General features: G+C 62.3%; 22 protein-coding genes. 16 read left to right on the top strand and 6 right to left on the bottom strand.

Going from position 1 to position 20,582, the window contains the following annotated elements:
- Positions 1-191 precede the first annotated feature (191 nt).
- The 9 genes from BCL93_RS07345 (at position 192) to BCL93_RS07305 (ending at position 10,133) form a co-directional block, all read left to right on the top strand.
- Positions 192-1,373, top strand: a complete 1,182-nt coding sequence (locus BCL93_RS07345; RefSeq protein WP_112054620.1) for an ATP phosphoribosyltransferase regulatory subunit — start codon at positions 192-194, stop codon at positions 1,371-1,373.
- Between the two features lie 52 nt (positions 1,374-1,425).
- Complete coding sequence (locus tag BCL93_RS07340; RefSeq protein ID WP_112054618.1) at positions 1,426-2,721, top strand: adenylosuccinate synthase; 1,296 nt, start codon at positions 1,426-1,428, stop codon at positions 2,719-2,721.
- 345 nt (positions 2,722-3,066) lie between these two features.
- Positions 3,067-3,534: an SUF system Fe-S cluster assembly regulator gene (locus tag BCL93_RS07335; protein ID WP_112054616.1), complete on the top strand. Its 468-nt coding sequence runs from the start codon at positions 3,067-3,069 to the stop codon at positions 3,532-3,534.
- Between the two features lie 50 nt (positions 3,535-3,584).
- The gene (gene sufB / locus BCL93_RS07330) at positions 3,585-5,027 is read left to right on the top strand and encodes a Fe-S cluster assembly protein SufB (RefSeq protein ID WP_112054614.1); all 1,443 of its coding nucleotides are present in this window, start codon (positions 3,585-3,587) and stop codon (positions 5,025-5,027) included.
- 82 nt (positions 5,028-5,109) lie between these two features.
- On the top strand, positions 5,110-5,862 hold the full coding sequence (sufC, locus tag BCL93_RS07325; protein WP_112054612.1) for a Fe-S cluster assembly ATPase SufC: 753 nt from the start codon (positions 5,110-5,112) through the stop codon (positions 5,860-5,862).
- Positions 5,859-7,217, top strand: coding sequence for a Fe-S cluster assembly protein SufD (gene sufD, locus BCL93_RS07320; protein WP_112054610.1), 1,359 nt, complete (start codon positions 5,859-5,861; stop codon positions 7,215-7,217). The genes sufC and sufD overlap by 4 nt, the downstream gene beginning before the upstream one ends.
- Before the next feature lie 3 nt (positions 7,218-7,220).
- The gene (locus BCL93_RS07315; RefSeq protein ID WP_112054608.1) at positions 7,221-8,462 is read left to right on the top strand and encodes a cysteine desulfurase; all 1,242 of its coding nucleotides are present in this window, start codon (positions 7,221-7,223) and stop codon (positions 8,460-8,462) included.
- 28 nt (positions 8,463-8,490) lie between these two features.
- Positions 8,491-9,054: a putative Fe-S cluster assembly protein SufT gene (gene sufT / locus BCL93_RS07310; protein ID WP_369700286.1), complete on the top strand. Its 564-nt coding sequence runs from the start codon at positions 8,491-8,493 to the stop codon at positions 9,052-9,054.
- Between the two features lie 179 nt (positions 9,055-9,233).
- Positions 9,234-10,133 carry a SanA/YdcF family protein gene (locus BCL93_RS07305; protein ID WP_258396073.1) on the top strand — a complete coding sequence of 300 codons (900 nt, stop codon included), beginning with the start codon at positions 9,234-9,236 and terminating at the stop codon, positions 10,131-10,133.
- Here the strand turns inward: BCL93_RS07305 and BCL93_RS07300 are convergent.
- The 4 genes from BCL93_RS07300 to BCL93_RS07285 form a co-directional block, all read right to left on the bottom strand.
- Entirely contained in the window at positions 10,060-10,500 is a 441-nt protein-coding gene (locus tag BCL93_RS07300; RefSeq protein ID WP_112054605.1) for a hypothetical protein, read from the bottom strand. The genes BCL93_RS07305 and BCL93_RS07300 overlap by 74 nt on opposite strands.
- A 105-nt stretch (positions 10,501-10,605) precedes the next feature.
- Complete coding sequence (gene rimK, locus BCL93_RS07295) at positions 10,606-11,514, bottom strand: 30S ribosomal protein S6--L-glutamate ligase (RefSeq protein ID WP_112054603.1); 909 nt, start codon at positions 11,512-11,514, stop codon at positions 10,606-10,608.
- A gap of 22 nt (positions 11,515-11,536) precedes the next feature.
- A complete protein-coding gene (locus BCL93_RS07290) occupies positions 11,537-11,974 on the bottom strand; it encodes an ATP-dependent zinc protease family protein (protein ID WP_112054601.1) in 438 nt (145 codons plus the stop codon).
- Positions 11,975-11,986: 12 nt separating this feature from the next.
- Positions 11,987-13,042, bottom strand: a complete 1,056-nt coding sequence (locus BCL93_RS07285) for a DUF3549 family protein (protein WP_112054600.1) — start codon at positions 13,040-13,042, stop codon at positions 11,987-11,989.
- 478 nt (positions 13,043-13,520) lie between these two features.
- On the opposite strand from BCL93_RS07285, the gene BCL93_RS07280 reads away from it, so the two are divergent.
- The 6 genes from BCL93_RS07280 to BCL93_RS07250 all read left to right on the top strand — a co-directional run bounded on the left by BCL93_RS07280 (position 13,521) and on the right by BCL93_RS07250 (position 17,569).
- Positions 13,521-14,270 carry an amino acid ABC transporter substrate-binding protein gene (locus BCL93_RS07280; protein WP_112054598.1) on the top strand — a complete coding sequence of 250 codons (750 nt, stop codon included), beginning with the start codon at positions 13,521-13,523 and terminating at the stop codon, positions 14,268-14,270.
- A 12-nt stretch (positions 14,271-14,282) separates the two neighbouring features.
- Positions 14,283-14,957 carry an amino acid ABC transporter permease gene (locus BCL93_RS07275; protein WP_112054597.1) on the top strand — a complete coding sequence of 225 codons (675 nt, stop codon included), beginning with the start codon at positions 14,283-14,285 and terminating at the stop codon, positions 14,955-14,957.
- Complete coding sequence (locus BCL93_RS07270) at positions 14,954-15,709, top strand: amino acid ABC transporter ATP-binding protein (RefSeq protein ID WP_112054595.1); 756 nt, start codon at positions 14,954-14,956, stop codon at positions 15,707-15,709. Before BCL93_RS07275 ends, BCL93_RS07270 begins: the two co-directional genes overlap by 4 nt.
- Positions 15,710-15,781: 72 nt before the next feature.
- Positions 15,782-16,117 (top strand): YqcC family protein, encoded by a 336-nt coding sequence (locus BCL93_RS07265; protein WP_112054593.1) that lies wholly within the window; start codon positions 15,782-15,784, stop codon positions 16,115-16,117.
- A 24-nt stretch (positions 16,118-16,141) separates the two neighbouring features.
- Positions 16,142-16,642, top strand: coding sequence for a gamma-glutamylcyclotransferase family protein (locus BCL93_RS07260; protein ID WP_112054591.1), 501 nt, complete (start codon positions 16,142-16,144; stop codon positions 16,640-16,642).
- A 288-nt stretch (positions 16,643-16,930) separates the two neighbouring features.
- Complete coding sequence (locus tag BCL93_RS07250; protein WP_112054588.1) at positions 16,931-17,569, top strand: OmpW/AlkL family protein; 639 nt, start codon at positions 16,931-16,933, stop codon at positions 17,567-17,569.
- Positions 17,570-17,741: 172 nt separating this feature from the next.
- Here BCL93_RS07250 and brnQ read toward each other — a convergent pair whose 3' ends face one another.
- Positions 17,742-19,076: a branched-chain amino acid transport system II carrier protein gene (gene brnQ, locus BCL93_RS07245; protein ID WP_220086249.1), complete on the bottom strand. Its 1,335-nt coding sequence runs from the start codon at positions 19,074-19,076 to the stop codon at positions 17,742-17,744.
- A 178-nt stretch (positions 19,077-19,254) separates the two neighbouring features.
- Positions 19,255-19,863, bottom strand: coding sequence for an OmpW/AlkL family protein (locus BCL93_RS07240; RefSeq protein WP_112054587.1), 609 nt, complete (start codon positions 19,861-19,863; stop codon positions 19,255-19,257).
- A gap of 312 nt (positions 19,864-20,175) precedes the next feature.
- On the opposite strand from BCL93_RS07240, the gene BCL93_RS07235 reads away from it, so the two are divergent.
- Complete coding sequence (locus BCL93_RS07235) at positions 20,176-20,466, top strand: cyd operon YbgE family protein (RefSeq protein ID WP_112054585.1); 291 nt, start codon at positions 20,176-20,178, stop codon at positions 20,464-20,466.
- The last annotated feature ends 116 nt before the right edge of the window (positions 20,467-20,582 follow it).

Genomic DNA, 20,582 nt, shown 5'->3' with positions numbered 1-20,582 from the left:
ATCACACAGTCAAACGTGATAGAATCCCTCAACCGGGCGTTGCCCGGTTTTTTTGTGGGCGTTCCCACGGGTCATGCGACTCCGTTTGCTTGGGCCATGCGACCCGAGGGGCGCGGAAGTCGTGGCCTTCTAAAGGCTTCGTGATCCCGGCCGACGCCCGGATAGGCCATTCAACCTTGGCAGGACAGAACATGACCATCGCTGACCGCTGGTTGCTCCCCGACGGCATGGATGAAGTGTTGCCGCCCCAGGCGGCGCGCATGGAAGAGCTTCGTCGGGCGTTGCTCGACCTCTACCATCGCTGGGGGTATGACCAGGTGATGCCGCCCCCCCTCGAGTTTCTCGACTCGTTGCTGACCGGCACCGGCACCGACCTCGACCTGCAGACCTTCAAGCTGACCGACCAGCTCACCGGGCGCATGATGGGCGCCAGTGCCGACGTCACACCTCAGGTGGCGCGCATGGATGCCCACTCATTGAAGCGCCAAGGACCCGTGCGGCTTTGCTACTGCACCAACGTGCTGCGGGCCAAGTCTGACCAGCACCAGGGAAGCCGAAGCCCGGTGCAGGTTGGCGTCGAGCTGTTCGGCCACGCCGGTCTCGAGGCGGACCTGGAAATCCTTCGCCTGGCGCTGGGTAGCGTCAAGGCGGCCGGTGCCGGCGAAGTCCACCTGGCGCTGGGCCATATCGGCCTCTATCGCAGCCTGGTGCAGGCTGCCGAGCTGGAGCATGCCGAGGAGCGCGCGATCTTCGCGGCCCTGGAGCTCAAGTCACCGGGCGAGCTGGCCTCCTGCGTCGAGTCAAGCGTCAAGGATCCGGCGCTTGCCGAGATGTTCCTCGCGCTGGTCGAGCTGCACGGCGGTCGCGAAGTGCTCGACGAGGCGCGAAGCGCTTTCGCCGAGGCGCCGGCGCCTGTCGCTGCTGCCCTGGACCAGCTGTCGGCGCTGTGCGAAGGCGTAGCGGCGGCCGACCCGCAGCTCGATATCTACATCGATCTTGCCGAGCTGCGCGGCTATGAATATCACACCGGCATGATGTTCGCCGCCTATGTGCCGGGCTATGGCCAGGCGCTAGCCAAGGGCGGACGCTATGACGATACTGGGCGGGCCTTCGGGCGTGCTCGCCCGGCCACCGGTTTCTCGATGGACCTCAAACTACTGGCGACCCTGGACGAACAGCAGCCCCCCTGCGACGGTATCTGGGCCCCGGCCGACGATGCCCCGGGCCTGGCCCAGGCCGTGCAAGGCCTGCGTGAGGCCGGCGAGCGCGTGGTGCAGGCCCTGCCAGGCCAGCGCACCGGGCCCGCCGAGCACCGCTGCGATCGCCAGCTGGTGCACATGGGCGATGACTGGCAGGTGTCTCACCTGGCCTGAGGCCGGCGATGAGGCTTCGATTGACGGATTCTTTGATCAAGAGACGAGAGCAATGGGCAAGAACGTAGTCGTACTGGGCACCCAGTGGGGTGACGAAGGCAAGGGCAAGGTCGTCGACCTGCTGACCGAATCGGCCGCTGCGGTGGTGCGTTTCCAAGGCGGGCACAATGCCGGTCATACGCTGGTCATCGACGGTGAAAAAACCGTCCTGCACCTGATTCCGTCCGGTATTCTGCGGGACGACAAGACCTGCGTGATCGGCAACGGCGTGGTGCTGTCGCCGGAGGCGCTGATCAAGGAAATCCGCGAGCTGGAAGCCAAGGGCGTTCCGGTGCGTGAGCGCCTGCGCCTGTCGCCGGCCTGCCCGCTGATCCTGTCCTATCACGTGCGGCTGGACCAGGCGCGCGAGAAGGCGCGCGGCGTGGCCAAGATCGGCACCACTGGTCGCGGGATCGGCCCGGCCTATGAAGATAAGGTCGCTCGTCGCGGCCTGCGCCTTGGGGATCTGCAGCACCGTGAGCGCTTCGCCTCCAAGCTCGGCGAGGTGCTGGACTATCACAATTTCGTGCTGACCAAGTATCACGGTGAAGAGCCGGTCGATTTCCAGCAGGTGCTCGACGAGGCCATGCAGATGGGTGAGGACCTGCGCCCGATGGTCTGCGACACCGTGGGTCTGGTCCACGACTTCCGCAAGGCCGGCGAGAACATTCTCTTCGAGGGGGCTCAGGGCTCGCTGCTGGATATCGACCACGGTACCTATCCGTTCGTGACCAGTTCCAACACCACGGCTGGTGGCACTGCTACCGGCTCCGGCGTTGGCCCGCTGTATCTCGATTATGTGCTGGGCATCACCAAGGCTTACACCACGCGTGTCGGCTCCGGTCCATTCCCCACCGAGCTCTTCGATGATCACGGTCGCCACCTGGCCGAGAAAGGCCACGAGTTCGGCGCGACCACCGGTCGCGCGCGTCGCTGTGGCTGGTTCGATGCCGTGGCCCTGCGCCATGCGGTGCAGATCAATTCGGTCTCTGGCCTGTGTCTGACCAAGCTCGATGTGCTCGACGGTCTGGAGAACATCCGTGTCTGCATCGGCTATCGCAGCAAGGATGGCGACGTGCTGGATACGCCGGTGGACTCCGAAGGGTATGAGGCCATCGAGCCGCTCTACCACGACCTGCCGGGCTGGAGCGAGTCGACCCTGGGCGTCAAGCGCGTCGAGGATCTGCCGGACAATGCCCGTGGCTATATCCGCTTCCTGGAAGAGCAGGTGGGTACGCCCATCGACATCATCTCTACCGGGCCGGATCGCAACGAGACCATTGTCCTGCGTAATCCGTTCGACGCCTGATCGGGCGCGCCCCGCCGGGCGCTGACCGACTGATGACACCCCCGCCGGGCTTCCTGGCGGGGGTGTTTGCGTTTCGGGCGTGCATACCGGATTTGCGTATCAGGTCGGTCAATCGGGCCGGGTTATTCCCCATTCCGGTTTAGGGAGGAGCGGGCCTGTCTCAAATGATAATAATTGTCATTATTGATGCCATCGGTGCCGATCGTGCGTCGATCCGTCGACAAGCCTGCCGGGACCGGGAGGGAGGCTTCACATCGTGCTTATACAGGACTAAAATGGTCCTCAATCCGAGGCTACCTCGCCAGGCAGACCGCCACCGCGCTTTTGCGCTCAAGGAGTGCCGCCATGCTGAAACTGTCCCGTTTGACCGATTACGCCGCCGTTGTCATGGCGCAGATCGCTCGTCATCCGGAGCAGCCGCATGCCGCCGCTGAATTGGCTGAGGCGGTCCAGCTGCCGCACCCTACGGTGAGCAAGACGCTGAAGATGCTGGTTCGTGCAGGGCTGTTGCTGTCTCAGCGCGGCGCGCAGGGCGGCTATCGCCTGGCGCGGCCCGCTTCCCAGATCAGCGCCATCGATATCATCACTGCCATCGAAGGCCCGGTGGCGATGACCGAGTGCAGTCAGGACGACGGCGACTGCGAGCTGGCCGCCACCTGCGGGGTATCCGACAACTGGCAGCGGGTGTCACTTGCCGTGCGCGCCCTGCTCGACAGCGTGACCCTGGCGCATCTGGCCGAAACCACGCCGATCAAGTTGCCGGTCAGGCTTCCCATTCAATCCGTGACCCTGGCCAGCGAGGCCGGTCGCTAACGTAAAACGCCCGGATTCCTCGATTCCAATTGCCCGGGAGGAGACAGACCATGGCAAGTGAAGAAATGGAGCAGCTTGTCCGTCGCGAATATACCCAAGGGTTCGTGACAGACATCGAAAGCGACACGATGCCGCCTGGCCTCGATGAGAACACCATCGCCTTCATCTCGAAGAAGAAGGGCGAGCCCGAGTGGATGCTCGAGTGGCGTCTCAAGGCCTACCATCAGTGGTTGAAGATGACGTCACCCTCCTGGGCGCATCTGGATTATCCTCCCATCGACTACCAGGCGATCTCCTACTACAGCGCGCCTAAGAAGGACGAAGATCGTCCGCAGAGCCTCGACGAGGTCGATCCCAAGCTGCTCGAAACCTACGAGAAGCTGGGCATTCCGCTGCACGAGCGGGCCGCACTGGCGGGCGTCGCCGTGGACGCGGTCTTCGACTCGGTGTCCGTGACCACCACCTTCAAGGACAAGCTGGCCGAGGCCGGGGTGATCTTCTGCTCGATCTCGGAGGCCATCCGCGATTACCCGGAGCTGATCAAGCAGTACCTGGGCAGCGTGGTGCCAGCTGCAGACAACTACTTCGCGGCGCTCAACTCCGCGGTCTTCACCGACGGTTCCTTCGTCTTCGTGCCGGAAGGCGTGACCTGCCCGATGGAGCTTTCCACCTATTTCCGTATCAACGCCGCCAACACCGGGCAGTTCGAGCGCACCCTGATCATCTGCGAGAAGCAGGCCCAGGTCTCCTATCTCGAGGGCTGCACCGCGCCTCAGCGTGATGAAAACCAGCTGCACGCAGCGGTGGTCGAACTGGTGGCGCTGGAAGATGCCTACATCAAGTACTCCACGGTGCAGAACTGGTACCCGGGCGATGAAGATGGCAAGGGCGGTATCTACAACTTCGTGACCAAGCGCGGTGATTGCCGCGGCGACCGCTCGCGTATCAGTTGGACCCAGGTCGAGACCGGCTCGGCGATCACCTGGAAGTACCCGTCCTGCGTGCTGCGCGGCCGCGACAGCATCGGCGAGTTCTATTCGGTGGCGGTGACCAACGGCCGTCAGCAGGCCGATACCGGCACCAAGATGATTCACATCGGCGAGGGTACCCGCTCCAGCATCATCTCCAAGGGCATTTCCGCCGGGCGCAGCAACCAGTCCTATCGTGGCCTGGTCAAGATCGGCCCACGGGCCAAGGGCGCGCGCAACTTCACCCAGTGTGATTCGCTGCTGATCGGCGATCAGTGTGGCGCTCACACCTTCCCCTATCAGGAAATTGGCAACAGCACCGCCACCGTCGAGCACGAGGCGACCACCTCGAAGATCGGCGAGGACCAGCTGTTCTACTGCCAGAGCCGAGGTATCTCCGAGGAAGATGCGGTCAGCATGATCGTCAACGGCTTCTGCAAGGACGTCTTCCAGGAGCTGCCGATGGAGTTCGCCGTCGAAGCTGAAGCGCTGCTCAACGTGACATTGGAAGGTGCCGTCGGCTAAGCGCCGCACGCCCTGTGATACGTCATCCGTCATCGAATCTTTAAAGGCCGCGTGGCGGCCCGAACCGAATCAAGGTGTCAACATGCTCGAAGTCAAGGACCTGCACGTCACGGTGGAAGGCAAGGAAATCCTCAAGGGCCTCTCGCTGACCATCAATCCTGGTGAGGTGCATGCCATCATGGGCCCCAACGGGGCCGGCAAGTCGACCCTGTCGGCGGTCATCGCCGGCAAGGACGGCTATGAGGTAACCAGCGGTTCGATCACCTTCGAAGGCAAGGACGTGCTGGAGATGGACATCGAGGAGCGTGCCTGTGCTGGCCTGCTGCTCGGCTTCCAGTATCCGGTCGAGATCCCCGGGGTGAAGAACATCTACCTGCTCAAGGCGGCGCTGAATGCTCAGCGCGCAGCCCGCGGCGAAGACGAGATGCCGGCACCGGAGTTCATGAAGCTGGTGCGGGAAAAGATCAAGTTCATGAAGATGGACTCGAGCTTCCTGCAGCGCGCCGTCAATGAAGGTTTCTCCGGTGGCGAGAAGAAGCGCAACGAGATCCTCCAGATGCTGCTGCTCGAGCCCAAGCTCGCCATGCTCGACGAGATCGACTCCGGCCTGGATATCGACGCCATGAAGGTGGTCGCCGACGGCGTCAACTCTCTGCGTGACGCCAATCGCGCCATCCTGATGGTCACTCACTACCAGCGCCTGCTCGATCATATCGTGCCGGACGTGGTGCATGTGCTGGTCGACGGACGCATCGTCAAGACCGGCGGCAAGGAGCTGGCCCTGGAACTCGAATCGCGCGGCTACGAATGGGTCCTGGAGGAATCCGCGGCATGAGCGACGAACAGACTTTTCTCGATGCACTGAGCGCACGCGGCACGCGCCGTGGCGCCGAGCCGACCTGGATTGCCGCCCGCCGTCAGGCTGGCGCGGCGCGCTTCGAGGCGCTGGGCTTCCCGACCCGCCGTGATGAGGCCTTCAAGTACACCGATGTGCGCGCCATCGCCCGCGGTGACTTTACCCTGGCTCAGGATGCGCAGGACGTGGCACCGCTGTCCCCCGCGACCGCCGCGGCCCTGACGTTGCCCCTCGAGGCGCTGCGCTTGACCTTCGTCGACGGCATTTTTGCGCCCGAGCTGTCTGACCTGGCGGCTCTGCCGGCCGGCGTCAGCGTCGAGCCGCTGTCCCAGGCACTGGCCGACAACCACGAAGCGGTGGGCGGTGCCCTTGGGCGCCTGGCCGGCGTCGATTTCTCGCCGTTCACGGCGCTCAATACCGCCTTCGCCGAAGAGGGTGCGGTGATTCGCCTGGCGCCGGGCTCGGTGGTCGAGACGCCGATCCTGGTGCAGTTCCTGTCCCGGGCCAATGCCACCCCGCTGATGAGTCATCCGCGGGTGCTGATCGAAGCCGGTGCACGTAGCCAGGCCACCGTGATCGAGCACCAGGTGGGCGAGGAGGGCGCTGCCAACTTCTCCAACCTGGTCTCCGAGGTGATGCTCGAGCGTGGCGCGATTCTGACGCACTACAAACTGCAGGAAGCATCGCTCAAGGACCTGCATGTCTCGAGCCTGCATATCAATCAGGGGCGCGACAGCCGCTTCACGTCCTTCAACCTGAACCTGGGCGGCTCGCTGGTGCGCAACGACATCGTCGCCGAGCTCAACGCCCAGGGTGCCGAGACCAACTACTTCGGTCTGTTCTTCGCCCAGGGTCGCCAGCACGTCGACAACCACACCCTGGTCAATCACAACGCGCCCCACACCTTCTCCAACGAGAATTACAAGGGCATTCTCGGCGATCGGGCCCATGGCGTCTTCAATGGCAAGGTGGTCGTGCGCCGCGACAGCCAGAAGATCGAAGCGCACCAGAGCAACGCCAACCTGCTGCTCTCCGACCGTGCCGAGATCGACACCAAGCCGGAACTCGAGATTTACGCCGACGACGTCAAATGCTCCCACGGGGCCACCACTGGCCAGCTCGACGAAGAAGCCATCTTCGCGCTGCGGGCTCGGGGCATCGGCGAAGAGACCGCCCGCGGCTTGCTGACCCTGGCCTTTGCCGGCGAAGTGATGGATCAGGTGGCGCTGGACGCCGTGGCCGAGCGCGTCGAGCGCACGGTGGCCGGCAAGCTGCCGGAGCGGTTCAATCTGGCCGGGCTGGTCGAGGTTGCCGCCGCCCTGGATGAGGAGTAAGTCATGACTGACTTCAGTGACCTGATGCTGGACGTGGCCAAGGTACGCAGCGACTTCCCGATCCTTGACCGGGAGGTTCACGACAAGCCGCTGGTGTATCTCGACAACGCCGCCACCTGCCAGACGCCACGGCAGGTGATTGAGGTCTTCGACGACTACTATCGGCACTACAACGCCAATATCCATCGTGGCCTGCATACCCTGTCTGATGAGGCGACCTCTGCCTTCGAGCGTGCCCGTGACAAGGTGCGGGCCTTCATCAATGCCCGCGAGATCCGCGAGATCATCTTTACCCGTGGCACTACCGAGGCCATCAATCTGGTGGTCAACACCTGGGGCCGGGCCAATCTCAAGGCCGGCGATGAGGTGCTGATCTCGCAGCTAGAGCACCACTCGAACATCGTGCCCTGGCAGCTGCTGGCCAAGGAGATCGGCTTCACCATCAAGGTGATCCCGGTCGATGAGCGTGGCGTGCTCGATCAGGCCGCCTACCGTGATCTCTTCACCGAACGGACTCGCCTGGTGGCGGTGAACCACGTATCCAACGCCTTCGGCACCGTTAATCCGGTCTCCGAGATGGCAAGCGTGGCGCACTCCCATGGCGCCCTGATCCTGGTCGACGGTGCCCAGGCGGCGCCCCATGAGCAGGTCGATGTGTCGGCCATGGACGTCGACTTTTATGCGTTTTCCGGGCATAAGGTCTACGGGCCCACAGGCGTTGGTGTGCTCTACGGCAAAGCCGCCCTGTTGAACGCCATGCCGCCTTGGCAGGGTGGTGGCGAGATGATCAAGACCGTGTCCTTCGAGGCCGGCAGCACCTTTGCCGATATTCCCCACAAGTTCGAGGCTGGCACCCCGGCGATCGCCGAGGTGATCGCTCTGGGCGCGGCGCTCGATTGGGTGTCCGGCATCGGTCTGCCGCTGATCCGTGCCTGGGAGCATCGCCTCACCGAGCATGCTACGCGGGAGCTTTCGCGCATCGACGGCCTGCGGATTCTGGGCACCGCTCCCGGCAAGGCGGCCGTGATGTCCTTCGTGGTCGAGGGCGCCCACAGTCAGGACATCGGCCTGCTGATCGACCAGCTTGGCGTGGCGATTCGCACCGGTCATCACTGCGCCCAGCCGCTGCTCGCACACTTCGGTGTCGATGCCACCTGTCGCGCCTCCTTTGCCGCCTACAACACCCCCGAGGAGATCGACATCTTCGTCGAGTCTCTGGAGCGGGTGATCGGCATGGTGCGCTAACTGACCCCGGAGGAGCCAAATGTCGGCCATGGAACAAGTGGAAGAGCTCTATAAGGGCCAGGAAATGCCCCTGCAGCGGGATGTGGAGGTTATCTCCATCCCCTTCGGCAAGACCGTGACGCTGACCGAGGACAGCATTGTCTCGGTGATGCAGGCTAAGGGCAGTACCGTCAGCGTGGCCTTCGAGGGCCGCCTGTTTCTGATCGAGGGCGCCAATCTGGATGCCCTGGGTCTCGAGTCACTGCCGCGCCCGACTCTGCCCGAGGACGCCAGCGAAGAGCAGATCGAGCAGTTCGTCTGGGACCAGCTACGCACCTGCTTCGACCCGGAGATTCCGGTCGATATCGTCGAACTGGGCCTGGTCTATGGCTGTCGCATCGAGCGGCTGCTGACCGGCGAGCGCCTCGTCACGTTGCGCATGACGCTCACTGCGCCGGGCTGCGGCATGGGTGATGTGATCGCTGCCGATGCCCGCAACAAGATCCTCGGCGCCCCGCAGATCAGCAAGGTCCATGTCGAAATCGTCTTCGACCCGCCCTGGAGTCGCGAGATGATGAGCGAGGAAGCCCGGCTCGAACTGGGCATGTTCTAAGGTTTCACGACCGGACCCACGCGCCATGGATTGATGGTAGCGGACATAGTAGCGTGCGTGTCATATAGCCGTGAGATGACGTCCCTGAACGCGGGGGAAAGCACCACCGGTGAGCCGGGCCGGGCGTCGGAACAAACGCCATGCGCCCCGGGGTGCTGGACAGCAAAGGGTAAGCTTGCATGTACCGGAAATGGGGGGTGGGCCTCAGGGCCATCCTGATGACGCTGGGCGCCCTGGTGGTATGCCTGGTAATCGCTGGGGTGGCGGCCAATCTGTGGATGGTCGAGCGCACGCGAGGCCGTATTGATCATCAGCTGTCGCAGTGTGTCGAAGCGCCGGTAGGCATCGTCTTCGGCACCTCGCTTTGGAGCCGACAGGGCGGGCGCAATCCCTATTTCGCGGCGCGGATCGAAGCCGCTGCTAGCTTGATGCGCGACCGACGCGTCGATCATCTGCTGCTGTCCGGCGATAACCGCACCCGCTACTACAACGAGCCCGTGAGCATGTGGCGAGAGCTGCGTGCTCTTCGCGTGCGTGATGTCGACATGACGCTGGATTATGCGGGCTTCAGCACTTTCGATACCCTGGTGCGCGCTCAGGCGGTCTTCGACGTCGAGCGCGCGCTGCTGATCAGTCAGGCCTGGCATCTGCCCAGGGCCATGTTCATCGCCGATGCGTTGGGGCTCAAGGTCGAAGGCTGCGCGGTGCAGGAAGAAGAGGCGGACGGTATCTGGCGGCTGCGCGCCCGGGAGTGGCTGGCGCGACTGGCCACGCTCGGCGATCTGTATCTCTGGGGGCGGGAAGCCTACTTTCTGGGACCCGAAGAGCCACTGGTGATTGCCAAGCCGCCACGGGTATCGGCGCAGGCGGTGGCGGTATCACAGCATCTGCAAAAGGGAAAGAGCCTGCAGGAGGAGAAGGAGCAAGAAGGGCAGAACAGTACGTCAGGGGGAGTCGACGCTGACGTGACGTCCCCCGCGGGCGGGCCCGAAGGCGCAGGGGAGGCTAGCGGTTCTCTTTCTGCAGCTGATACAGCTCGCGAATCAGCTTACGGCAGCCCTTCCAGCAGCGCTCCATGACCGGCTCGATGGAGTCGGGCAGCGGATGAGTATGCAGCGTGGCGAGGGCCTGCATCAGCACGCGTTCCTGTTCGAGCAGCTCACCGATCAGCACCTGACTATCGTTGCCGACGAAGCTCTTCAGCCGGCTCCACAGCCACATGTAGTCGTCGCGTTCGACATCGGCGTCTCTGGGCAACAGGTTGAGGTGACGCTTGGCCAGCGTCTGCAGCTTTTGCATGTCCTTGCTGCGCGCCTCGTAGTGCGGCTTCAGTACTTCGCGCAGCGACGGACGCAGGCGTTCGATGTTGTCCTGGAAATAGTCGAGGCTATCGGCCAGCGCTTCGAGCAAGCTGTCCATCGCCACTTGGCGATTATCGAGAAACATGAGCAGTCACCTCCTCCGGTGACGCAGATTGTGCGTGGGGAAACAGTGTTTTGCTACCCCTGGGCGATAAAAAACTCTCGGGCGGGCTAGCCCGAGAGTGCCACCCTAGCCCTTGGGCTTGGGCGGGGCCTTGAGTTTCGGGGCGGCATGCTTTTCCAGGTGCTCGATGATCTGACCGGCGATGTCCTTGCCGGTGGCCGTCTCGATGCCTTGAAGCCCTGGCGATGAGTTGACTTCCATGATCACTGGCCCGTGATTGGAGCGCAACAAATCGACCCCAGCCACATGCAGGCCCATGGCCTTGGCGGCCCGGATCGCCGTGGAGCGTTCCTCCGGGGTGATGCGGATCACGCTGGCGCTACCGCCCCGGTGCAGATTGGAACGAAACTCGCCTTCCGCTGCCTGGCGCTTCATCGAGGCTATCACCTTGTCGCCAATCACCAGGCAGCGGATATCGGCGCCCTTGGCTTCCTTGATGTATTCCTGAACCATGATGTTGGCCTTCATGCCCATGAAGGCCTGGATCACGCTCTCGGCCGCCTGGTTGGTCTCGGCCAGCACCACGCCGATGCCCTGGGTGCCTTCCAGAAGCTTGATGACCAGAGGGGCGCCTTTGACCATGGTAATCAGGTCAGGGATGTCATCGGGAGAGTGAGCAAAGCCGGTGACAGGCAGACCCACACCCTTTCGCGACAGTAGCTGCAGAGAGCGCAGCTTGTCTCGTGAGCGAGTGATCGCCACGTTGTCGTTGAGCACATAGGTGCCCATCATCTCGAACTGGCGTAGCACCGCGCAGCCATAGAACGTCACTGAAGAACCGATACGCGGAATCACAGCGTCGAACGGTTCCAGTTCCGCCCCCTTGTAGTGAATCGAGGGCCGGTGCGAGGTGATGTTCATGTAGCAGCGCAGGGTATCGACAACCCGGATGCTATGGCCACGCTGCTCCGCTGCCTCGATCAGGCGGCGGGTGGAATACAGGTGGCGATTGCGGGAAAGCAGGGCGATATGCATGCATCGGGTCCTTGTAAAAAAGTCAGGGCTCGCCGTGAAGGAAGGCGGCGCCGGGCGCAACCAGCAGGCGGCGCATGGCACGACGGCCGAGCAGCATCGGGTGGCGCATATCGCCGCGGTGCGTCAGGCTCAACTCCGCCATGAAGTCGAGCTCACCCATCTGCAAGCGCGTGCGCACCACGTAGCGCCATTCAGACTGGCCGTTGGAGCTGGTCACCATTCGACGGTCATGCAGGTGCAGGCGCACGGGGTGGGCCGGGCTATCAGGTCCGCCGCCCCGGGTCACGAAGCTGACCCAGACGTGGCCACCTTCCTCATAGGTCTCTATGTCCTCGGCATGCAGGGCCGAGGTACGGGCGCCGGTGTCGGCCTTGCAGCAAAGGGTCAGCCCCAGTTCCGGAAGCGTGACCATTTCTCGGCGACCGATGACCGCCTTGGCCTGATAGGGCAGTGCTTTCATGACCCCTCCGCGTCAGTGGTGAAGGTGGGCGAGCCGTTGACCGACCGGTGAGTCGGGCGGCGCATCGCGCAACTGCATCAGCAGCGGCAGGCGCAGCCGCGGAATCAACGCCAGATCCTTGACCATCGCGGTGAAGTCTACCGACGGCTGCTCGGCCAGGCGCTCGAGATAGCGCGGCAGGCGCTGGGCGTCTTCCAGATGCTCCCAGCCGCGAGCGGCGATCGCCGCAAGCAGGTCCGGGCCACAGGCGGCCGAATCGTCCAGCAGCTTGCCGTACCAGGCGCCGACGCTGTCATCCTGGCTTGCGCCCATCGCTCGCACGCAGGCGCAGAAGGTCTCTATGTCACCAGCGCTTGCCGCCTGCTCGCCGCGTGCGCGCAGCGCCTGAATCAGTGCGGCATCAAGGCTGACATGCTCGAGGCAATAGCACAGCGAATGCAGGACTTCGTTGGGCAGCCTTGGCAGCCGCTGGGCCAGGGCATGAGCCTGGTCGGTGTCGTGGCGTGTCGCGAAGTCAGCCAGGCCCTGGAGGCCAAGCGCCTGCCACTGATTGCCCTGAAGGTCGTCCTGGTGCTCTGATGGAACATCACTCTGGGCGCCGGTCAGGTAGTCTTCAGCGAACTCGAGATACTGGCTGCCCGGGCGATCCATATCCTGGTTGGCGCGGGCGTGCAGCATCGCCTGAAGCTGCAGCGAGGGTGCGAAGGCCAGCGGGTTGTCTTTCATCAGGTTGTCTACCTGGTGCTCCTTGCCCAGCGTCGAGACGCTGTGGCCTAGGGTCTCGAGCAGACGCTGGATGAACGCATCCCGAGGAGCGGCCACCAGATATCCCTGCTCGTCCAGTGGCAGTGACAGGAACCAGATCAGCGGCTCTTCGGCATCGCCAAGCGTGAATATGCAGGCCAGTCGCGCCTGCCCCTGCCAGGGGCTCGGCCAAGGCTGCTGTTGGGCCTCGAAGGCCGCCAGCTCGTCGAGCGAACAGGGTGCCAAGCGCCGGCCCATATGATAGAGCCGAACCTGGGCGCCGCTGCGCGTGAAGAAGTCGTGAAGCGTCAAAATTGGCTGCATGGCACCTTCCCATAATCAAGCGGCCACTCTATCACTTATGCCGGTTCCCTTGGCAGTCCCGAGCTGGGGAGAAACCGCGGGTTGTATAAAAATTACCCAGTCATCCCTAGGCCCCATGACGTCCCGGTAAGCCGCGCTTGTCCAATGGTTATCCACAGTTCTTTTCAGTGTTTCTGTGCATGACAATAGCGTGACGAATAGATGTCACTCTGAGATGGGAAGTTGCACGGCATGGCCGTTGCCTTACAAGGGAAGCACTATGTGGCATGGGGTGGGGCGTTGATGCAGGGTCGTTGATGCGATGTCGGTGATGCGATGTCGTTGATGCAGTGGTGGAGGAAGAGAGGACGCCTCGCCGTTAGGTGTAGCAGTAAAATCTAGTAGGTAAGCCTTACCTGACCTATGTTCCAAAGGGTAATAAGCTTTATAATGGCTTATTACTTAATGATCTCTTTAAACTCAATTCAGGAGAGCACGCATGCTGCGTTCCTTCACTCTTTCTCTGCTGGGTGCCGCTGCACTCGCCACTGCCGGGCTGGCCCAGGCCGACGATCCTCTCAAGGTCGGCATGTCCGGCGGGTATTTCCCCTTCACCTTCGTCGAACAGGATGAGCTCAAGGGCTTTGAAGTCGATGTGCTGGAGGCCGTCGCCAAGGAGATGGGCGTCGAGGTGACGTTTGTGACGGCCAACTTCTCCGGCCTGTTCGGCATGCTCGAGTCCGGGCGCATCGATACCATTGCCAACCAGATCACCATCACCGATGAGCGTGAGGCGAAGTACCGCTTCACCGAGCCCTACGTCTATGACGGTGCCCAGGTGGTAGTCAAGCGCGGCAATGACAGTATCCATGGCGTCGAGGACCTGCGCGGCAAGTCGGTGGCAGTCAATCTGGGCTCCAATTACGAAGCGTTGCTCGAAGCCTTGCCTTATGCCGACGAGATCGACATTCGCACCTACGAAAGCAATATCGAGCAGGACACGGCGTTGGGGCGGGTCGATGCCTTTGTCATGGACCGGGTCAGTGCTAGCCAGGTCATCAAGGAAAAACCGCTACCGCTGGCGCTCGCCGGTCAGCCGTTCTCCCAGATCCGCAATGCTCTGCCGTTCCGGGAGGGCGACGGCGAACTGCGTGATCGAGTCAACTCGGCGCTGTCGACGTTGCGCAGCGACGGTACGCTGAGCGCGATCTCCGAACGCTGGTTCGGCACCGATATCACCCGCCCGTAACCGGGAGTCATGATGAGTGTGCTCGACGTTGATTACATGCTTGGGCTGGTGCCGATCCTGCTGAGCTATCTGCCACTGACCTTGGAAATGGCCGGGGCCGGCATGGTGCTGGCCCTGGTGCTGGCCTGTCTGCTGGCCGTGGTCCGGGTGCTGGCGATTCCCGGCTTGAATGCGGCCACGCTGCTGTTCATCTCGTTCTTCCGCGGCACGCCACTGCTGGTCCAGCTGTTCCTGTTCTATTACGGGTTGCCCCAGTTGTTTAGTGCGCTGACCGAGATCAATGGCATTACCGCGACCATTCTTGGTCTGACCTTGCACTTCTCTGCGTACATGGCGGAATCAATCCGTGCCGCCATCGTCGGCGTGGACCGCAGTCAGACCGAGGCGGCGCTGTCGATCGGCATGACCAATGCGCAACTGATGCGGCGCATCGTGCTGCCCCAGGCTACCCGCATCGCAGTACCGACGTTGATGAACTATTTCATCGACATGATCAAGGCCACTTCGCTGGCCTTTACCCTGGGCGTGACGGAGCTGATGGGGGCCACCCAAAAGGAGGCCGCAGGTAGCTTCCTCTACTTTGAAGCCTTCATTACGGTCGCTGTTATCTACTGGGGGATAGTCGAGCTGCTGGCCTGGCTGCAGCGGCGCCTTGAGGCAAGATTCAACGAGGCCTATCAACGATGATGGTGGTAGAAGGACTGATCAAACACTTTCAGGACAGCGTCGTGCTCAACGGCATCGACCTGAAAATTCAGCAGGGTGAAATCATCGTGGTGATCGGCCCGTCCGGTACGGGAAAGTCGACCCTGCTGCGCTGTCTGAATTTTCTCGAACGGCCGGATGCTGGGCGGATTCGTATCGGCAACCTCGACGTTAATGCCGCCCGCCCGCGCAAGGCGGATATCCTGGCGCTGCGTCGCGCCACTGCCTTTGTGTTCCAGAACTATGCCCTGTTCGCCAACAAGACGGCGCTTGAGAACATCACCGAAGGCCTGATCGTGGTCAATCACTGGCCCAAGGCCAAGGCACATGCTCGCGGACGGGAAATTCTCGAGCGTATCGGTCTTGCCGACAAGGCGGATGCCTATCCGGCCTCGCTCTCAGGTGGACAACAGCAGCGTGTCGGCATAGGGCGCGCCATGGCGGCCCAGGCCGAGGTGATCCTGTTCGATGAACCGACCTCGTCGCTGGACCCGGAATGGGTCGAGGAGGTGTTGGGACTGATGAAACAGCTGGCCGAGGAACGTCAGACCATGCTGGTGGTGACTCACGAGATGGCGTTTGCCCGCGACGTGGCCGATCGAGTGATCTTTATGGAGGGTGGACGCATTGTCGAACAGGGGCCGCCCTCTGAACTGTTCTCGGCGCCTCGTGATCCACGCACCCGGGACTTTCTGCGCAAGGTGCTGGCAAATCAGGCGCCACTGGAGGGCTAAGCCAGCAACGACTGGCCAAGCCGAGGCTTGCCCGGGATAATGGCCTGTTTTGGTTTTGATTGGGGAGAGACTATGAGCGTTCACCAGCAACTCGACGAGGCGGTTCGCCGTCTGGAAGCAACCCTCAAGGCCTCAGACCTGTGGCGGGTGGAAGAACCCTCAACCGAAGCGATGGCCAGCCAGCAGCCGTTCTGTGTCGACAGCATGTCACTGCCCCAGTGGCTGCGCTTCGTGTTCATCGCCCGCCTCGATGCCATGATTGCAGCGCAAGCGGCACTGCCCGCCAGCTGCAATGTGGCACCGGCGGCCGATGTGTATCTCAAGCAGGAGCAGGCGCGTGCCGGTGATCGCCTGTTAGTGGTCAAGGCCATCGAGGAAGTCGATCAGGTGATCAACGAGGCCTCCTGAGGTCGCTAAAGCCAGGAGAACCGCATGCCCTATTACTTTGCCTATGGCAGCAACATGAACGTGGCACGAGTCGATGCGCGGATCGGCGAGACCCGGCGTGCCCTGGCCGGGGTGCTGGATGATTATCGGCTGAGCTTCGACAAGGCATCCAAGGTGCCGGGGATTGCGCATGCCAACGTCCATCCGGCCCGGGGGCAGCGGGTCGAGGGGGCGCTCTTCGAGCTGACCCATCCCGACCAGATCACGCTGATGGATCCTTTCGAAGGGCATCCTCACGATTACACCCGGGTACGTGAATCCGTGCTCACCGACGAAGGCCCCATCGAAGCGTGGGTGTACGTCGCCCAGCCAGAGCGCACCGCTGAGTCGTTGCGGCCGGCGAGGGAGTATCTTGCTCACCTGTTGGCGGGTGAGGCCTTCCTGTCGGCGCAGTACCACGCTGAGCTGGCACGGGTCGAGGTCGTTGAGGAACTCGACGATGAAAGCCTGGCGGCCCTTGGCCTGCACCGGCACACGCCGCGCTGAGTTCACCTAATGCTTACTAGCTTAGTCATTGGCGCTTCTCACTGGGTGTTTTACTCGGTGTTGTTACTGGCTGCGCGCTGATGTTGCTCAACCATTCCACTGGCTTCATTTTCTTCGATAACCGTTGAGGCCGTGGCGCTGGCGCTGATGACGGGGTGTATTGTCGCAGGCCGGGCGGTGAGCCTTCCGGTCTTGCGCTGAATCAATATTTGCCCCTTTCTCGCTGAGTAGACTCGGGATGTCTTTTTCGGCAGCCATGGCTGCCTCGACATCAAAAGGAATCGAGTCATGCGTTATTCTGTCCTCACTGCTGTTCTCGCCACTGGCCTGGTCGCTGCCAGCGCTGTCCATTCAAGCGATGCACTCGCTGCCGGTTCCCAGTATGGCGTCGGGGATATCTTCACCCGCTTCGGCGTGGCCAAGGTCACGCCGAAGAGCGACAACGGCACCCTCTCCAACGGTGCCATTGACGTGGACGTGCAGAGCGACAGTGCGGCCGCCTTCACCCTGGGCTATCGGTTTACCGACAAGCTGGGTGTCGAGCTCCTTGCCGCTCAGCGCTTCGAACACGACATTGAGCTGAATGGTGCCAACCAGGCCTCTACCAAGCACCTGCCGCCGACCTTGACCCTGCAGTACTATCCGCTGGGCGGCACCCAGGCACGCGTGCAGCCTTATGCCGGACTGGGCGTCAATTACACCACCTTCACCGATGAAAAGGTCGATGGCTCAACCCTGGAGCTCGATGATTCCTGGGGGGCCGCGGGTCAGGTCGGGGTCGATCTGGTGATCGATGATCATTGGGCGCTCAATGCGGCGGCCTGGTATCTGGACATCGATACCGATGCCAAGGTTGGCGGCAGCGATGCCGGCACCGTCGAGATCGACCCGGTGGTGGTGATGGCGGGCCTGAGCTACCGCTTCTGAGCCACATGCGGTTGTCTGCAAGAATCGCCTGAACGACTCACCTGAATGAGCCGCCTAAACGACGACGCCCGCTTCCGATGGGAAGCGGGCGTCTTGCGTTGGGCACCTTGAGTGCTCTGGCGCTTTTAGTGCTCCGGCATGTCGCATGCCCCTAAGGGCCCCCTTGGTGGTCTCAGTCGGCGAGTGCCGGGTCCAGCGAGACGCCGCTGCGGCGACTAATGGCCAGGCCCAGCAGCAGGCCAGCGGCGGCCGGCAGCACCCAGCCGAAACTTGTCTCGCCTAGTGGCAGCATGGCCTGCAGGGTGCTTGCTGGCTTCACCAGTGTCTCGATGCCGCTGGCGGCCAGGCCGTCCAGCAGACTGGCGGCGAAGGTCAGCCCCATCGTGCAGGAGAAGACCCGCGGCGCGTCCGCCAACTGCCTGCGCAGCATAGACAGAGCTATCAGGGCGATGGCCGGTGGGTAGAGGGCCACCAGTACCGGCACCGAGACGCGGATCAGGCTATCCAACCCCTGGTTGGCCACCAGGGCGGAAAAGGCGCCCATGACGATGACCATCACTCGGTAGGGTAGACGCGGGAAGAGACGATGGAAGTACTCGCCGCAGGAGGTCAGCAGGCCAACCGCCGTGGTCAGACAGGCCAAGGTGATGATCACTGCCAGCAACACTGGGCCGGCCGGGCCGAACAGCGCCTGCACATAGGTGGGAATCAGTGTGCCGTTGTCGGCACCGGCCGCTACCTCATGGCTGGTGGCGCCCATGTAGGCCAGGGGCAGATAGACCGCGGCCAGGCAGGTCGCGGCGATCACACCGGTCATCAGGGTGTAGCGCATCAGGGTGCGGCGATCCTCGATGCCGCGCTCGCGGATAGCGCTGACGATCAGGATGCCGAAGACCAGCGAGGCCAGGGTGTCCATGGTCAGGTAACCGTTTTCAAAACCCTGAGCGAAGGGCGCATCGACCCAGGACTCGCTGATCGGCCCCAGCGGCCCCTGAGGAAAGAGCAAGGTGGCGGCGGCGATCACCATCAGCAGGAATATCAGCAGGGGGGTGATCCACTTGCCGATCACATCGACCAGCCGGCCGGGCGACAACGCCAGCAAGGTGGCGAGGCCAAAGAAAAGCACCGAGTGAATGGCCAGGCCGGTGCTTGGAGCGGAGTCGATGAAGGGGCGCATGCCCATCTCGAAGGCCACGGTGCCGGTACGGGGCAATGCGAACAGCGGGCCGATCGACAGATAGATGCCCAGGCCGAAGAGCATTGCTGCCACCTTGGGTAGTGGCGAGGTCAGTCGGTCCAGACCGCCGCCGACGATGGCCACAGCCACGATGCCTAGCAATGGCAGGCCGACGCCAGTGACCAGAAAGCCCAGTGCCGCGGGCCAGAAGGCGATTCCGGCACCCTGGCCGACTTGCGGCGGGAAGATGATGTTGCCGGCCCCGAGGAACAGAGCGAAGGTCATGAAGCCCAGCGCGAGCACCTCGAAACCGGAAAGACGCGTTTTCACGGAGAATACCTGCGAGTTGATAGTGGAACGTTGGAAAGAACATGAGATTTTCGGCGCAATATTATCGTCGATGCGCTTGCTCGCAGCAAAAAAAACGCCGGGCCAAGGGCCCGGCGTTAGATGCTTCTACTCTTGATCAGCAGTGCCTGATCAGAAGCGTGTTGCTAGATGCCATTCATTAGAAGCGCAGGGTGATGCCGCCGCCGATGGTTACCGGATCGATATCCGCGGTACCGATGCCATTGCCATTCAGGCTGGCGTCGGCTTCGACATCGGAATAGCTCACCGAGCCATTGAGCAGCAGATAGTCAGTGAGGGCGAGATCGACGCCGACCTGGCCTATCGCACCCCAGGAGTCATCGATATTCAGGCCACTCAGCTCTTCATCGGAGTAGGTGGTGTAGTTGACCCCGACCCCGACGTAGGGCTGTACCTTGCCCCTAGTACCGCCCAGCGGGTAGTAGTTCGCCAGCAGGTTGACCGGGGTGCGATCCACGCTGCCGATGCCTTTTCCACCTAGGCTCAGGTCGTGCTCGAAGGGCTCGCTGCTGTTGAGCTCGACGCCAACCTTGTCGGTCAACAGATAGCCAAAGCCATAGGTGAAACCACGCTCGTCGGATACATCGAGCTCAGCCCCGTTGAGGTTGCCGTTGTCGGAAGTGGGCTCGACTTGAGCGACACCGCCGCGCACGAAGATATCACCAGCCTGATAGGCCATAGCCGTCTGGGTAGCCATCAAGCCGCTGGTGGCGATAACAGCTGCGGAAAAAAGAGTTGCCTTGTTCATGTAAGCCTCCTGGTTGCTTCTAGTGGATCGACGCTAGCGGTCGCTGGCCGGCTCCTAGTTTGACAAGAGCAGTATAGGAAACAGTGTTTCCTTTGGCATCAAGATTTTTCCAATCACGCTGATAGTTATGATTGCCCCAGAATATGGAGGGTATGAGGTTAATGGCCTCTTATCAAAGGCATGATTCTGTATAGGATGTGTAAAGGTGATGCAGCCATGTGAGCGATGATGATTCGCCAAGTCATCTGAATTGGTCTTGACTGGCTATCAGAGAGACGCTGCTTGATAACGGCGAGTCGGCAAGGAGGACATATGAATTCACGCATGTTACGGCAGGTTTGGCTGCCCTTTGCCGGCCTGGTGCTGTCGTCGGTTCTCTCGGTGGCGCTGCTGTGGCGGCCTGAGGCGCTCAGCGACTTGTCCTGGGGATGGCGCCTGCCGATGGTGCTGCTGGGGCTATGGGCAATAGGGGCAGGTTTCATGCACGGGGTGGGGGTGACAGCGCCTCGTCGTTGGCTTCGTCAGTTGATGTCAGCGCCCGCCTGCTGGTGGGGGCTGGTGGTTTTTGCGCTATTCGTGCTTGGCCGAATGACGGCGGCCTGAGCGGTGGACTGGGTCAGCAAGCTGGTCAGGCGTCAGCCAGCTAGGTTCGTGAAGGCATGAAACGCAGCGGGGGCGCCAATGGGCGCCCCCGCAGTTCTAGCTCTGAACCGAAACTT

The sequence above is a fragment of the Onishia taeanensis genome (genome assembly GCF_003268885.1).
In the GTDB taxonomy this organism is placed as follows: domain Bacteria; phylum Pseudomonadota; class Gammaproteobacteria; order Pseudomonadales; family Halomonadaceae; genus Onishia; species Onishia taeanensis_A.
The sequence above is the reverse complement of the archived record's forward strand: the minus strand, read 5'-3'. Positions and strand labels throughout refer to the sequence as shown.

Coding starts and splice junctions, on each gene's coding strand:
- BCL93_RS07345 (WP_112054620.1), top strand. CDS start 192: ATGACCATCGCTGACCGCTGGTTGCTCCCCGACGGCATGGATGAAGTG.
- BCL93_RS07340 (WP_112054618.1), top strand. CDS start 1,426: ATGGGCAAGAACGTAGTCGTACTGGGCACCCAGTGGGGTGACGAAGGC.
- BCL93_RS07335 (WP_112054616.1), top strand. CDS start 3,067: ATGCTGAAACTGTCCCGTTTGACCGATTACGCCGCCGTTGTCATGGCG.
- sufB (WP_112054614.1), top strand. CDS start 3,585: ATGGCAAGTGAAGAAATGGAGCAGCTTGTCCGTCGCGAATATACCCAA.
- sufC (WP_112054612.1), top strand. CDS start 5,110: ATGCTCGAAGTCAAGGACCTGCACGTCACGGTGGAAGGCAAGGAAATC.
- sufD (WP_112054610.1), top strand. CDS start 5,859: ATGAGCGACGAACAGACTTTTCTCGATGCACTGAGCGCACGCGGCACG.
- BCL93_RS07315 (WP_112054608.1), top strand. CDS start 7,221: ATGACTGACTTCAGTGACCTGATGCTGGACGTGGCCAAGGTACGCAGC.
- sufT (WP_369700286.1), top strand. CDS start 8,491: ATGGAACAAGTGGAAGAGCTCTATAAGGGCCAGGAAATGCCCCTGCAG.
- BCL93_RS07305 (WP_258396073.1), top strand. CDS start 9,234: ATGTACCGGAAATGGGGGGTGGGCCTCAGGGCCATCCTGATGACGCTG.
- BCL93_RS07300 (WP_112054605.1), bottom strand. CDS start 10,500: ATGTTTCTCGATAATCGCCAAGTGGCGATGGACAGCTTGCTCGAAGCG.
- rimK (WP_112054603.1), bottom strand. CDS start 11,514: ATGCATATCGCCCTGCTTTCCCGCAATCGCCACCTGTATTCCACCCGC.
- BCL93_RS07290 (WP_112054601.1), bottom strand. CDS start 11,974: ATGAAAGCACTGCCCTATCAGGCCAAGGCGGTCATCGGTCGCCGAGAA.
- BCL93_RS07285 (WP_112054600.1), bottom strand. CDS start 13,042: ATGCAGCCAATTTTGACGCTTCACGACTTCTTCACGCGCAGCGGCGCC.
- BCL93_RS07280 (WP_112054598.1), top strand. CDS start 13,521: ATGCTGCGTTCCTTCACTCTTTCTCTGCTGGGTGCCGCTGCACTCGCC.
- BCL93_RS07275 (WP_112054597.1), top strand. CDS start 14,283: ATGAGTGTGCTCGACGTTGATTACATGCTTGGGCTGGTGCCGATCCTG.
- BCL93_RS07270 (WP_112054595.1), top strand. CDS start 14,954: ATGATGGTGGTAGAAGGACTGATCAAACACTTTCAGGACAGCGTCGTG.
- BCL93_RS07265 (WP_112054593.1), top strand. CDS start 15,782: ATGAGCGTTCACCAGCAACTCGACGAGGCGGTTCGCCGTCTGGAAGCA.
- BCL93_RS07260 (WP_112054591.1), top strand. CDS start 16,142: ATGCCCTATTACTTTGCCTATGGCAGCAACATGAACGTGGCACGAGTC.
- BCL93_RS07250 (WP_112054588.1), top strand. CDS start 16,931: ATGCGTTATTCTGTCCTCACTGCTGTTCTCGCCACTGGCCTGGTCGCT.
- BCL93_RS07240 (WP_112054587.1), bottom strand. CDS start 19,863: ATGAACAAGGCAACTCTTTTTTCCGCAGCTGTTATCGCCACCAGCGGC.
- BCL93_RS07235 (WP_112054585.1), top strand. CDS start 20,176: ATGAATTCACGCATGTTACGGCAGGTTTGGCTGCCCTTTGCCGGCCTG.